This window comes from Niabella aurantiaca DSM 17617, assembly GCF_000374125.1.
GTDB lineage: Bacteria > Bacteroidota > Bacteroidia > Chitinophagales > Chitinophagaceae > Niabella > Niabella aurantiaca.
Genome location: NZ_KB893626.1, coordinates 481,754 through 494,806, shown reverse-complemented (window position 1 = coordinate 494,806; position 13,053 = coordinate 481,754). Strand labels below are relative to the sequence as shown.

13 protein-coding genes are annotated in these 13,053 nt (G+C 46.8%); 8 read left to right on the top strand and 5 right to left on the bottom strand.

Annotated features, from left to right (window positions below; genetic code table 11):
* Window positions 1-72: 72 nt before the first annotated feature.
* Together B160_RS0107160 and B160_RS31565 are read right to left on the bottom strand one after the other, a co-directional pair.
* On the bottom strand, window positions 73-864 hold the full coding sequence (locus tag B160_RS0107160; protein ID WP_018627216.1) for a M12 family metallopeptidase: 792 nt from the start codon (window positions 862-864) through the stop codon (window positions 73-75).
* A gap of 364 nt (window positions 865-1,228) precedes the next feature.
* Window positions 1,229-1,402 carry a hypothetical protein gene (locus tag B160_RS31565; protein WP_018627215.1) on the bottom strand — a complete coding sequence of 58 codons (174 nt, stop codon included), beginning with the start codon at window positions 1,400-1,402 and terminating at the stop codon, window positions 1,229-1,231.
* Window positions 1,403-1,639: 237 nt separating this feature from the next.
* Here B160_RS31565 and B160_RS0107150 point away from each other — a divergent pair, with 237 nt between their 5' ends.
* Window positions 1,640-2,215 (top strand): DUF6580 family putative transport protein, encoded by a 576-nt coding sequence (locus B160_RS0107150; protein WP_018627214.1) that lies wholly within the window; start codon window positions 1,640-1,642, stop codon window positions 2,213-2,215.
* 134 nt (window positions 2,216-2,349) lie between these two features.
* Window positions 2,350-3,639 (top strand): sugar MFS transporter, encoded by a 1,290-nt coding sequence (locus B160_RS0107145; RefSeq protein ID WP_018627213.1) that lies wholly within the window; start codon window positions 2,350-2,352, stop codon window positions 3,637-3,639.
* A gap of 74 nt (window positions 3,640-3,713) precedes the next feature.
* On the opposite strand, the gene B160_RS0107140 is transcribed toward B160_RS0107145, so the two are convergent.
* Entirely contained in the window at window positions 3,714-4,610 is an 897-nt protein-coding gene (locus B160_RS0107140) for a helix-turn-helix domain-containing protein (protein WP_245562162.1), read from the bottom strand.
* 212 nt (window positions 4,611-4,822) lie between these two features.
* Between B160_RS0107140 and lpxA the strand changes: the two genes are divergently transcribed.
* Both lpxA and B160_RS0107130 read left to right on the top strand, forming a co-directional pair.
* A complete protein-coding gene (gene lpxA, locus B160_RS0107135; RefSeq protein ID WP_018627211.1) occupies window positions 4,823-5,629 on the top strand; it encodes an acyl-ACP--UDP-N-acetylglucosamine O-acyltransferase in 807 nt (268 codons plus the stop codon).
* Window positions 5,604-6,230 (top strand): ABC transporter ATP-binding protein, encoded by a 627-nt coding sequence (locus B160_RS0107130; protein WP_245562161.1) that lies wholly within the window; start codon window positions 5,604-5,606, stop codon window positions 6,228-6,230. Before lpxA ends, B160_RS0107130 begins: the two co-directional genes overlap by 26 nt.
* A gap of 109 nt (window positions 6,231-6,339) precedes the next feature.
* Here B160_RS0107130 and B160_RS0107125 read toward each other — a convergent pair whose 3' ends face one another.
* The gene (locus B160_RS0107125; protein WP_018627209.1) at window positions 6,340-6,669 is read right to left on the bottom strand and encodes a hypothetical protein; all 330 of its coding nucleotides are present in this window, start codon (window positions 6,667-6,669) and stop codon (window positions 6,340-6,342) included.
* Window positions 6,670-6,948: 279 nt separating this feature from the next.
* On the opposite strand from B160_RS0107125, the gene B160_RS0107120 reads away from it, so the two are divergent.
* The 4 genes from B160_RS0107120 to B160_RS0107105 all read left to right on the top strand — a co-directional run bounded on the left by B160_RS0107120 (window position 6,949) and on the right by B160_RS0107105 (window position 11,416).
* Entirely contained in the window at window positions 6,949-8,625 is a 1,677-nt protein-coding gene (locus tag B160_RS0107120; protein WP_245562160.1) for a tetratricopeptide repeat protein, read from the top strand.
* 178 nt (window positions 8,626-8,803) lie between these two features.
* Entirely contained in the window at window positions 8,804-8,986 is a 183-nt protein-coding gene (locus B160_RS0107115; RefSeq protein ID WP_018627207.1) for a hypothetical protein, read from the top strand.
* Between the two features lie 245 nt (window positions 8,987-9,231).
* Entirely contained in the window at window positions 9,232-10,848 is a 1,617-nt protein-coding gene (locus B160_RS0107110) for a right-handed parallel beta-helix repeat-containing protein (protein ID WP_018627206.1), read from the top strand.
* A gap of 160 nt (window positions 10,849-11,008) precedes the next feature.
* Window positions 11,009-11,416 carry a cobalamin B12-binding domain-containing protein gene (locus B160_RS0107105; protein WP_018627205.1) on the top strand — a complete coding sequence of 136 codons (408 nt, stop codon included), beginning with the start codon at window positions 11,009-11,011 and terminating at the stop codon, window positions 11,414-11,416.
* Between the two features lie 62 nt (window positions 11,417-11,478).
* Here B160_RS0107105 and proS read toward each other — a convergent pair whose 3' ends face one another.
* Entirely contained in the window at window positions 11,479-12,954 is a 1,476-nt protein-coding gene (gene proS / locus B160_RS0107100; protein ID WP_018627204.1) for a proline--tRNA ligase, read from the bottom strand.
* Window positions 12,955-13,053 lie beyond the last annotated feature (99 nt).

The window sequence follows — 13,053 nt, the reverse complement described above, 5'->3', positions numbered from 1 at the left end:
TCTGCATGGTTTAAAAAAAATACCCGGCAGTAATCGTTCTGCCAGGTATCACCAATAGCATATATACGCTGCTTACTTCGGATAAACGGCACCGATAAACGATTTATCAGTACTGGAAAGCACCGTATTCCAGCCAACGGAAAAGTTGCCGATCGTCAGCTCTTCTTCCACCGGGTAATGCATAATTGAAGTTTTGTCATATGCACTGAAATTTGTTTGAGAAGTCGAATATTTTTGAAAGAGGTTCACATCTACCTGCTGCGTGGTCCAGCCCTGGGTTTGCTTGTAGTACTCGTAAACTTTAGGCTTATCCCAGGGTATATCGGCCAGCGGATGCTGATGTTCATGGATCATGCCCAACGCATGTCCAAATTCGTGAATAGCCACACGGCTGAACTCTTCATCCGGAGTAGCATTATCGAACCATCCGAAATTCATGGTGGCTTTACCCCCTTTTATGGCATAAGCATCTGTGCCAATATAAGACCAGGAACCGCCGGGTGAAAAGGTAACCCGGATGGTAGCTTTCCGGTCTTTGGTCACAAAATTGAATTTTATGTTCGCATAGGTCTCCCACTGTCTGGCAAATTCAATGACCTTGCTTCGAACAAATGCGGTACCGCCATTCAGGCTTACTTTAAGAATAGTTCCGTTTGGCCATTGCTTGGTCTTAATGGTAGCACCTCTCGGGGATGTTCCTTCGGGATAAAGTTCGGTGCATACCTTCAGATGCTGAAATTCCGGAGAAATAGCGGCCATCGTTTCGGGAACCGGTTCATTTTGTTCAGTCAAACCGGTCTTCTGACAGGCAGTGAAAACACTGCTCGTGAGTAGCAACAATGCCGCCGTTTTAAAATGTTTCATAACAGGGTATATTGATTTAGTGAATAATACGTAGAATGGATCAAAAGGGCCTTACTTCCACGGCTTTCTCTCATGTAAAATGCTCACAAAACCGTTGCTACAGATTAAACAGCCTTCATATGCTGAAAGCCCTATAAATATACATTTAATATTCCTAAAAAAACATGCTTCAGCCTGACTTAAATAGGGTATTGACACGGCACCGGCACCGATATCGGGGCATCTGCCAAACAACCGGAAGCCCCTTTCCCTTCATATTCCACGGCCTCATTAAAAAAGGGCTGTCTTCCGTATTTTGAAAAACAGCCCTGTTCCAAAAACGGTCGTCTATAGTTATTATCCGGTAGTCTTTGCCAGCATCAGCTCAATAACCGGTGCCTCGTATGGCGGCTTCTGAACCGGCATAGGCTATTTTGCCTTTAAAGCCCGGCAGCACCAGCCTTCCATCCGTTGGGCAGGTATAGTTGTATATCGAACGCTGGTTGGCAGTCATCTGGTATCCCAGGCTGTCCAGCGCCCCTGTTGGCCCGGTAATCAAATTATTCTCACGTATTTTAAAAAGGATATGGCCATGTCGCCCGGTAATACCGTATTCAGAAGCGGCACGACGCGGATAACCCGAAACTCGGGTAAATGGCCACCGCTTATCAGGCAATATCGGGGCTAAGCTCCTTTTTCTACAATTTAAATGCGTTTGCCCGGTCTCAAAAACAGCTTTTTGAACCAATTCCTAAAAGTTGTTTACTTTTACACTATATAAACTTCATTTCGGATCATGAAAGTAACAAGTAAATTCTGGATCATTACATTGATGATATTGGTGGCCGCCTTAAGCCGCATTCTCCCCCATCCCTATAATTTTACTCCGTTGGTGGCCATGGCCTTGTTCAGCGGTGCCACTTTTGATAAAAAACAGTGGGCATACATAATGCCGCTGCTCGCCTACCTGCTCTCGGACCTGGTCATCAGTCTTACAGGATCGAGGGGCTTTTACGGCATCAGCCAGTTATTTGTTTATGGGGGTATGCTCCTGGTAACCGCGCTGGGCACTATGCTCCGCCAGCCAAAAGCAATAAAGATACTGGGCTATGCGCTCACCGGCTCCGCCATTTTCTGGATCATCTCCAACTTTGGCGTGTGGGTTGCCAGCGGTATTCCCGGTAGCGTGGAATATGAGCCCGGCCTTACTCTGGGCATGACCTACTTAAGGGCATTGCCCTTTTATAACCAGTTCAGCAACCAGCTGTTCCTGGGAGCCTTTGGCGGTGATCTTTTTTACAGCGCTGTTTTGTTTGGAGTATATGCCCTGGCTCAAAAGCGCCTGCCTTCATTACGGTATTCAAAAGCCTGATATATAAATCTAAATCATGAAAGCATGAACCGGTCATTCATGCTTTTTTTATGCGCAATCGGTTGCAGCAATTGCCATTCTCAGCAATAATTTCCCTATTTTTAGAGCCATTAATTCATTTTAAACGATTTGTAATGGCAGGAACCAATTCCAATTCCCAAAACATTTTGCTTCCATTGGCTACGATCTGCGGGCTTTTTTTCATTTTCGGGTTTATAACATGGGCAAACGGAACGCTTATTCCCTTTTTTAAATTGTCCTTTGGCCTTTCGGATATACAAGCTTTTTTGGTTACGTTTTCCTCCTATATGGCCTATTTCGTGCTGGCCCTCCCTTCTTCCTGGATCCTGAAAAAGACCGGCTTTAAGACCGGCCTGGTGCTGGGATTGGTCATACTGGCCCTGGGTTCCCTTATTTTTATTCCCGCCGCTAAATCCAGATCGTTTGAATTATTCCTTACCGGTATTTTTGTACAGGGTGCTGCACTTGCACTGTTGCAAACAGCGTCCAATCCCTATCTTTCCATCATCGGCCCCATCGAAAGCGCGGCCAAAAGGATCAGCATGGCCGGTATCTGTAACAAATTTGCAGGAATGATCGTGCCGTTTATCATGGGCGCTGTGTTTTTAAAAAATGCGGCTGAAACAGAGGCTAAAATTGCTGCGGCAACCGGTACAGAAAAAGAACAACTACTGAATGATGTACTGGGCCGGGTAAATACGCCTTATATTGTACTGGCCATTGTATTTATCCTGTTTGCGGTATTGATTAAATTTTTGCACCTTCCGGAAGTAAATCCCGAAGAAGATGTGATAGATGAAGCCAGCGGAGAAGTGGTACATCACAGAAGCATTTTCCAGTTTCCCCATCTTTTCCTGGGAGCGCTTTGCATTTTTGTGTATGTAGGAGCCGAGGTAATGGCGGGCGATATCATCGGGGTATACGGAAAAGAGCTGGGTATCCATGCAGACCAGGCCAAATACTTCACTTCATTAACCCTTGGTGGTATGCTGTTGGGTTATGTGGTAGGTATTTTCACCATTCCCAAAATCCTTTCACAACAGGCAGCGCTGCGGATCTGCGCTATCCTGGGTATTGTATTCTCTATTATCGCTTATTTCAGCTCCGGTTATACATCTGTGATCTTTATTGCATTGCTGGGACTGGCAAACTCACTCATGTGGCCGGCTATTTTTCCTTTAGGTATCAGTCATTTGGGTAAATTTACCAAGATCGGCTCCGCCATCATGATCATGGGTATTGCCGGAGGAGCCATTTTGCCCATATTATATGGCTTTTTAAAAGACAGCCTGCATATCAATTTTCAGTTGTCTTACTTTATTTTGGTTATGCCCTGCTATCTCTATATCCTGTATTTTGCGATCAGCGGTCACAAAGTGGGTCTTGGCAGTTTGAAAAAGTAATTGCTGCGCGTGGCGCAAAACCCAGCCTATAAGGTTTTCCGCCACGTCGGATCAATTAAACCTTATAGGTTTTTTTATTTAGAGGCAAACAACAGCTCGCAGGGTTTCAGTCCCGTTAGCCGTTTGAACGCGGTGCTGAAATGTGAGATGGAAGAATACCCCAGCATCATGGAAACATCGGTTACGCTCAGTCCTTTTTCATAAAGCAGGTATTTTGCATGCTCCATGCGCTGGTTCTGGTAAAAATCAAAAATGGTAGAGCCATACATTTCCTTGAACCCTTTTTTGAGATAACACTCATTCATGGCCACTTTCCGGCTCAGCTCCTTAATGGTGATGGGCTCACCGATATGCCTGATCAGGATTTCCCGGGCTTTCTCCACCTTATCCTTATCCGCTTCGTTGGATAGGAATTTACAGCTGATCACCTCCAGTTGCTTATCGTCCGCCATCGAATCCATGGTCAGCAATAACAACATTTGCAGCTGCGCATTCACATAAATGTTTTCCAGGGTACCGTCATAACTGTGCTCCAGCAACCCTTCGATCACCGTTTTGGTTTTGCAGCACAGGGGTAGTGTACGGGTAAAAGATACTTTGTGCTTAAATTTCAACAGGGAATCGCTAAAACTGTTTGAGGTCCTCGTTTTTATAAACTGGGACAAATGCGCCGGCGTAAACTGAACGCTTACTACATCAAGGCTGTCCTTACTGTTTTCACAATCTTTGGATTGCCCCACTGTGCATTTACTGCAGTTTTCCCGGGAACAATACATATTTCCGGCGATGCAAAACTTCAGCTTCAGGTTATTTTCCTTTGGTTTCTGGCTATTGTATTCATACACCAGCATTCCCATATCCTCGGTCAAAATATTCACCGACCGGCTGTACCGCCGGATCTCATATTGAACCGCTCCGGGGATCTGCTGCCCCCGCTGCATCATTAGTTCCAGCGAAGAAGGGCGATCCAAGTCCTTGAAACTTAATCTTATAATATCCTCAGCATCCGTCATAACAGGGAGCAAAGGTATTCGCAATCTGTTATAAAGCCAACAAAAGAATGTCAATTCTTGGTAATAATAGCTGATTTGCAACCTATTATTAAAAAAATAATTACAATTAGTTGTTGAATGTCTAAATTTGCGCCATTATTTTATTTAATATTGGTTGACCCTGTAAGTACATGATCCATTTTAATTCATATATACATCCGGATGCAAAAGTTGCCCGGAATGTAAAGATAGACCCGTTTACTGTGATCCATCAGGATGTTGAAATCGGTGAAGGTACATGGATCGGTTCAAACGTAACCATACTGGAAGGCACCCGGATCGGAAAGAACTGTAAGATCTTTCCCGGAACCGTAATCGGTTCGGAACCTCAGGATAAAAAGTTTGAAGGGGAAAAGACCACGGTAGAGATCGGGGACGACTGTGTGGTACGGGAATTTGTCACTATCCACCGCGGCACCCGCGACCGCTGGAAAACAGTGGTGGGTAAAGGCTGCTGGATCCTGGCCTACAGCCATATCGGCCACGACTGTGTGATCGGCGATTACTGTACCCTCAGCAACAGCACACAGATCGCCGGGCATGTGATTTTAGGAAGTCATGTAGGATTTGGCGGCGTATGTGCCGTGCACCAGTTTGTAAAAGTAGGCGCTTATGCCTTCATCAGCGGCGGATCGCTGGTAAGCAAAGATGTTCCGCCCTATATTAAAGCAGCCCGGCAGCCATTGAGCTACGCCGGCATCAACTCCGTTGGGCTCAAACGAAATGGTTACTCTGTAGAAAAGATCAATCATATCCTGGATATTTACCGGGTGATCTACAACCGGGGGCTCAATGTAACCCAGGCGGTACAGCTTTTGGAAGAGGAATTTCCGGTTACCGATGAGCGGGATGAGATCCTGACATTTGTTCAGGAAAGCACGCGTGGCATTATCAAACGATATACCAAAGGAAATGGCGATGACGATAGCCTTGAATAAGGCTGGAAAACGGTTCAACCGCGACTGGATCTTCCGAAACCTCTCCTGCCGGTTCGAATCCGGGAACAGCTATGCCATCATTGGGGCCAACGGCTCCGGAAAAAGCACTTTTTTACAGGTCATTGCCGGCGCGCTGCATTTAAATGAAGGCAGCTGCAGCTGGACCGCCGGGAAGCCCGTTCCTCCGGAAAAAATTTACCGCCACATCGGCTGCTGTGCCCCGTATCTTGAGCTGATCGAAGAGATGACCCTCCTGGAATTCCTGGATTTTCATCAGCAGTTTAAGCCTTTTATTGCCGGGTTCACCACAAAGAAGATCATAGCGGAACTTGGATTACAGGCCGCAGCCCACAAGCGCATCCAACAATTTTCCAGCGGCATGAAGCAGCGCGTCAAGCTGGCGCAATGCATTTACTCGGACACTCCCGTTGTACTGCTGGATGAGCCCTGCACCAACCTCGACCGGCAGGGCATTGATCTTTACTATACACTGATCGAACAATACTGTAAGGACCGGCTGGTATTGGTAGGCAGCAATGATGAGGTAGAATATCAATTCTGCAGGGAAAAGCTCAGTATGATGGATTACAAGTTGTTTTGATCTCTGACCCGGCGTTAGCACTCCAGTCAGCAAACTTGCGTCGCACACTTCAGGGACCGTCTATATCCTGGCTGTCTGGTTATCGGTCCGGGCCACATTTTATCCCTTATTATAAATCAAATGCCTGCCTAAGCTGGTCGGGCAGGGGAAATCCGTATTCCTTTGCTTTTACAAAATAAGGGCGTGCGGCTTCCTTGCCCGTCATACCCGCCCCAGCCACCAACCCGGTATGGAACTGTATTTCTCCGTAATGCTTCTGCATCTTCTTAAAAGAAGCACTATTCAGCGGAAAGATCTTTAAAAGCAGGGAATCGGATCTTTGGAGCAGCTGCCAGGCCTTTGTAAACCGTTTTTCCCGTGCATAAAGTTTTCCATAGTCGAGGCAGCTTTTCCAGCTCTTTGCGGCGTCCGCCAGATGGTGAACTTCTTCAAAATACATAAAAATAATGCGCGATTTTACAAATCGTACACGTTATGCAAAGCTTTAAGTTTTGCATAATGACCGGCTTCAGTGTTGCTATCAGCAACGGTTGTGCCACCCACTTCGGCGTTTGGAGAGTAGTCGGCCGCTTAGTCCGCCCTGCCCCGGAACGTTAATGTATAACCGAATTGAAAAATTCAACCTAAATTTGTACCCGGATAGACGCAATCTGTATGTCCTTTATAGAGAAAACTTAAAGTGCTGAAAGCCAAAGCAAAGTTCTGTTTAGAATTCCGGATGAAAGCCATATTCCTGGTCGTCTTTTTTATCGGATGCTCATTTTTTTCAATGGGACAGGATCTTCCTGTTTCCGATTGGGTAAAGCGGCTGGACGATAACAGTAAATCACAGGTTATTAAGCACTACTCCGTTTACTACGATATCACGAAGATCGATTCTGCTTCAAGGGTCAAAGCTGCCTTCGAAATAGAGAAAGCTTGTGCTACCGGAAACAAACGGCTGCGGCTTATGGGCCGGTCGGTAAAGGCAAAACTGCTCTTTTATTACCTTAAAGAAGGCGATTCCCTGTACGCAGCACAGATGAAAACATGCCTGACTGAGGCCGTTGAAATGGAAGACCCCTATTTGCAGGCAGAATTTGGCCGGTGGTACGCCGAAATGTTGAATTCCCTGAACCAAACGGCACTCGCTGTTCAATATGCCACCACTTCGCTGCAGTTACATCACTACCTTGGTTTAGAAAACTTTGCAGCCGTAAGCATTTTTTACATGTGGGTGGGCGAAGCCCTGCTTGTTGACGGCTATCCCCGGGATGCGATCGATTACCTGCGTACGGGTTTGAAGCTTGCAGACACGCTGGTAAAGCCGTTCCGTTTTATGTACACGTACAATAATCTTGGGCTGGCCTACCGGGAACTGCAAAAACATGATTCGGCGCTGTTCTATTTTGAAAAGCTCCAAAAATATTGCGCTGAAATTAAAAAAGCAGCTTGGCAGGAAATAGCCTATAAGAACCGGCTGCCTTCATTTGTTGCACTGGATATGCTGGATAGCGCAAAAGCGATTGATGCCCGCCTTTTTGAAATTGCCACGCACAGCAGGGAACCGGAAGATTCATTGATCGCTTATGAGATGATGGGTAAAATAGCCATGAAGGAAAAAGATTTTCAAAAAGCGATCCCGTCCCTGCTGAAAAGCGCCGCATTGAACAAGGGAAGGTACCAGGAATTATTGAACCGGGTATATGAAGCCCTGGCCGTCTGTTATGAAAACCTTGGGCAGCCGGGTAAAGCATACCCCTATTCAAAGCTTGTGCGGAGTTATAATGACAGTGTGAGCCGTGCCCGCGAACTGCGTACCAACCGCTACGTTTTTATAAAGGCAGCCTATGAAAAAGAGCAGCTGGCATTAAAAGAAATGACCGAAGAGAAACGCCAGGCCATCAATAAAAGAAACAGGAGTATTGCGCTGCTTGTTTTTATAGCAGCCATCGCAGCCTGGTGGTTGAACCGAAGCCGGAAAAAAGCAGAAAAACGGCAGCAGCTGGCAGCCGGGGCACTGGAATCGTTTAAAGAAGAAATCATAAAAAAGAACAGCCGGATCGAAGAACTGCAGGCAAGCATTGAGCTGCAGCAGCATAAGCTATATGATGCACAAACCATCGAAGAACTGAGCCGCCAGATGATATTGACCGAAAATGACTGGCAGCATTTCAAATCGCTTTTTGAAAAAACATACCCGGCATTTTTCAAACTGCTCCGCGATAAAGCACCCGGCATTACCGAGGCGGAGCAACGGATGGCTGCGCTGGTAAAGATCCGGCTCAATACAAAGCAGATAGCCGCCATGCAAGGTATCGGTGCAGACAGTGTGCACAAAACCCGCCACCGCCTGCGGCAACGCTTTGGTACCGCCACCACAAGTGAGCTGGAAACCATTATTGCCGCGATCTGATAACCCGTCAAAAAATAAAATCCGATCGTTCCTGTCGGACCCACTCTTCTTTTATAAGCCGTTTACGATCAGCCTTCCAATCCCCCTGACAGGATTTTGACAGGTAGCTGACAGGCAATTGCCAGCCAAAAAACTTGCAGACCAGATCACTCCGGGCGTAAATTAGGTGAAACGTATCATGCACTTTGTTAAAAAATACAGCAACCTGATCATTATACTGCTGCTCGTACTGGTATTGATCCTGCTGCTGGTCATTTTTACAGATATACACGTGGCAAAAATTAACCGGGAAATAAAACAGACCTCTGTTATAACCAGGGTGAAAATCCCCTCTGGCAACTTTAAAACTTTTAAACAATAACGATTATGCAAAAGATTTTATTATCCCTGTAACAAAAATGTTGCGTCCACAACGGACAATAGTAACAGCTACAAATACATCCGTATAACAGAGCAGGATCTTGACGGTACAAAGAAAATGTCTGGCGTAATAAGCGTGGTGGAGGATTAATTGTGCATTATGATTTAGCAGTAGTGTTGTCTGGTAAGACTTAATGGCAGGGTTGATGTTTCGTATTCAAAATCATATAAAAATAAATAACCCGGATGAGAATATTTCTTTTAATTGTATTGCTGCTAGGTACAGCAGCGGCTTTTGGGCAAACCATTCACTATGTAGCCGTCGATGGCTCGGGAACGGGAACTTCCTGGAACGATGCCTCCGGTAATTTGCAAGGCATGATTGATGCTGCGGTTACCGGGGACCAGGTTTGGGTAAAAGCAGGTGTCTACAAGCTCTCCGCCTCTATTCAAATGAAAGAAGGCGTAAAAATATATGGCAGCTTTACCGGCACGGGAACCGAAAGGCCGGCCATAAACCCCGTAAACGGTATAAACCCCACCACCATTTTAGACGGACAAAGTACCCTAACCGTAATTACCAACCATAACAACGGCCTTACAGCGGCGGCGCTATTAGATGGCTTTACGATTACCAACGGCAAGGCGGCCAGCTTCGGCGGCGGCATCACCAACATCTCATCCTCGCCCACCATCAGCAATTGTACCCTTTCGGGCAATACAGCCGGCAACTCCGGCGGTGGCATCAGCAACGATAAATCCTCACCCGGCATCAGCAATTGTCTCTTTTCGGGCAATATAGCTACCTCCACCGGCGGCGGCATAGAAAACTTCTCCTCCTCGCCCACCATCAGCAATTGTGCCTTTTTGGGCAATACAGCCAGCTATTACGGCGGCGGCATCAGCAACACTTCCTCTAAGCCCACCATCAGTAATTGTATCTTTTCGGGCAATAAGGCCAGGTCCTATGGCGGTGGCATATACAACTACTCCGCCTCCTCGTCCACCATCAGCAATTGTACCTTTTCGGGCAATACAGCCAACTCCGGCGGCGGCATCAGCAACACCAGCTATTCCTCGCTCACCATACATAACAGCATTATTTTGGGTAATAATACGGGTATTTATAACAACAACTCCACCGCAACGATTACATACAGCCTGGTGCAGGGTATGGCTGCCAATGTCGGCAATCATAACTTAGATGGCAGCAACATTACCGCGGCCGATGTATTTGCAGGGCCTGTGGGTGCCGATATGGCGCCTACCACAGCAGGCGATTATCGTTTAAAAGCAGGAAGTATCGCGATAAACGCGGGAAATAATAGTGATGTACCGGGTAATAGTACAGATATAACCGGCGGTCCACGCATAGTGGGCAATGCTGTCGATTTGGGCGCTTACGAATATACGGCCGTATTGCCTGTAAATTTTTCGCAGGTTTTTGCCTATATCCAAAATAACCGCTTATACATTAACTGGCGTACGACAACCGAAACGAACAACGATCATTTTGACATAGAAGCTGCTACCGATGGCCGTTCGTTTTATAAAATAGGCACCGTCCTTTCTAAAGCCACCGGGGGCAATAGCACTATGGAATTAGACTATGCGTTTTCGGCAAGCGCCGCCTCCTTATTGGCTGCACCCGCCGTATTGCTATTCGTGTTGGCCGGGTTTAAAAAACGCCGCAATCAATGGGCCATGGCGCTCGTATTGGCCGGCGTGCTATTGGTTATAAGCTGCACTAAAAACGATGCCCCTGCAGATATAAATGCGAAGGCGCTATTTATAAGGATAAAACAGGTAGATAAAGACGGCAGATTTGAATACAGTAAAACAGTAAGAGCGATAACGGAGTAATGGCTGTTGCAGTAGGATAGATACACAGTATACAATGACAAAACGAGGAGGCATAGAAGCTCCGGACCCTTTATCGCACTTCGATTATAAATTCAACACTAAAAAATCAGGAAGATGAGCAACTGCCTGGCATAGCAACTAAATACATACATTTGTATGCATGAACAGACCCATTCGTGTTTTAGTTGCCAAGATCGGCTTGGACGGTCATGACCGTGGCGCCAAAGTGATCGCCACCGCCCTGCGGGACGCCGGTATGGAAGTGATCTATACCGGTCTGCGGCAAACACCGGAAATGGTCATTCATGCGGCTATCCAGGAAGATGTCGACGTGATCGGCATCAGCATCCTGAGCGGTGCACATATGACCGTGTTCCCCAAAGTGCTGGAGCTGATGAAAGCAAAACAGATGGATGATGTGCTGCTGGTGGGCGGGGGCATTGTTCCGGAAGATGATACCACACAACTAACCGCCTTGGGCGTAGGCCGGATCTTTGCACCCGGCAGCACCACGCAATCCATAGCAGATTATATTAAGACGGAGGTTGCTAAGAGGCGGAATTTTTAATTTTTTATTTCAGGCTTCATAGTTCCAGGTTTTTCGAACGTGAAACCTGGAACCTGAAACAATTAATAAGCTCTCGCAAACAACACCCGTTCTTTAGACGGTTTGCCAGATAAGATACAAATCCCTTCTTCCTGCGGATTGTTTAAGGGAATACAGCGGATGGTGGCCTTTGTTTTTTCCTTGATGGCGGCTTCGGTTTCTGCTGTGCCGTCCCAGTGAGCCGCAACAAACCCTCCTTTTTCATCCAGCGTTTTTACAAAATCGTCCCAGGTATCTACAGGCGTGGTCTTTTCCGTGGTAAAATTCCGCGCCCGTTGCAGCATCTCAAACTGTATTTTTATAAGCAGTCCGTCCACGTATTGCGAAATGCCATCCAGGTTTACCGTTTCCTTTTCCCGCGTATCGCGCCGGGCCACTTCAATTTTATTGTTTTCGAGGTCACGGGCACCCAGCACCAGCCGTACAGGAACGCCTTTCATTTCATATTCCGCAAATTTCCACCCGGGGCGGTTGTTGTCATTGTCGTCATACTTCACACGAATGCCCTTGCTCTTCAGGTTCTCCATGATCTCGTTGGCCTTTGCATCGATCAGTGTTTTCTGATCTGCTCCTTTATAAATAGGGATGATCACTACCTGCAGGGGGGCGATCTTAGGCGGCAACACCAGACCTTCATCATCGCTGTGCGCCATGATCAGGGCTCCTATCAGGCGGGTGCTTACGCCCCAGCTGGTAGCCCATACATATTCCAGCTGATTTTCTTTATTCAGGAATTTTACATCAAAAGCCTTTGCAAAATTCTGCGCCAGGAAATGGGAGGTACCGGCCTGTAGTGCTTTGCCGTCCTGCATCAGCGACTCGATACAATAGGTATCTTCAGCTCCTGCAAAACGTTCGCTGGCGGTTTTTACGCCTTTTATTACCGGAACAGCCATAAATTCCTCGGCAAAAGTGGCATATACATCCAGCATTTTACGCGCTTCCTCCACCGCCTCCTCCTTTGTAGCATGTGCGGTATGCCCTTCCTGCCACAAAAATTCCGCCGTGCGCAGGAACAGGCGGGTACGCATCTCCCACCGCACCACGTTGGCCCACTGGTTTACCAGCAGGGGCAAATCGCGGTAAGACTGGATCCAGTCCTTATAAGTGCTCCAGATGATGGTTTCGCTCGTTGGTCTGACGATCAGCTCTTCTTCCAGTTTTGCTTCGGGATCTACCACCACTCCTTTCCCGTCGGGGTCATTTTTTAACCGGTAATGGGTAACCACGGCACATTCTTTGGCAAATCCTTCCACATGGGCCGCCTCTTTACTCAAAAAGCTTTTGGGAATAAACAACGGGAAATAGGCATTAACGTGGCCGGTATCTTTAAACATCTTATCCAGTGCGTCGCGCATATGCTCCCAAAGGGTGAAGCCGTAGGGCTTGATCACCATACATCCCCTTACTGCGGAATAATCGGCCAATCCGCCTTTGATCACCAGGTCATTGTACCATTGCGCATAATCTTCAGCTCTCGAAGTAACTTCCTTGCTCATATAATAGTTAATAGTTAATTATCCAGGTCGAATAGTTTTATACATGGACGAACAACGGTAAAAAAGACGCCAAAAATACCGGACGCCAGGCTAAAAACC

Excerpts from the sequence above, each read along its gene's own strand:
- B160_RS0107115 (WP_018627207.1), top strand. The coding sequence starts at position 8,804 with ATGCACTTTGTTAAAAAATACAGCAACCTGATCATTATACTGCTGCTC.
- B160_RS0107110 (WP_018627206.1), top strand. The coding sequence starts at position 9,232 with ATGAGAATATTTCTTTTAATTGTATTGCTGCTAGGTACAGCAGCGGCT.
- lpxA (WP_018627211.1), top strand. The coding sequence starts at position 4,823 with ATGATCCATTTTAATTCATATATACATCCGGATGCAAAAGTTGCCCGG.
- B160_RS0107105 (WP_018627205.1), top strand. The coding sequence starts at position 11,009 with ATGAACAGACCCATTCGTGTTTTAGTTGCCAAGATCGGCTTGGACGGT.
- B160_RS0107120 (WP_245562160.1), top strand. The coding sequence starts at position 6,949 with ATGAAAGCCATATTCCTGGTCGTCTTTTTTATCGGATGCTCATTTTTT.
- B160_RS0107125 (WP_018627209.1), bottom strand. The coding sequence starts at position 6,669 with ATGTATTTTGAAGAAGTTCACCATCTGGCGGACGCCGCAAAGAGCTGG.
- B160_RS0107160 (WP_018627216.1), bottom strand. The coding sequence starts at position 864 with ATGAAACATTTTAAAACGGCGGCATTGTTGCTACTCACGAGCAGTGTT.
- B160_RS0107145 (WP_018627213.1), top strand. The coding sequence starts at position 2,350 with ATGGCAGGAACCAATTCCAATTCCCAAAACATTTTGCTTCCATTGGCT.
- proS (WP_018627204.1), bottom strand. The coding sequence starts at position 12,954 with ATGAGCAAGGAAGTTACTTCGAGAGCTGAAGATTATGCGCAATGGTAC.
- B160_RS0107130 (WP_245562161.1), top strand. The coding sequence starts at position 5,604 with ATGGCGATGACGATAGCCTTGAATAAGGCTGGAAAACGGTTCAACCGC.
- B160_RS0107150 (WP_018627214.1), top strand. The coding sequence starts at position 1,640 with ATGAAAGTAACAAGTAAATTCTGGATCATTACATTGATGATATTGGTG.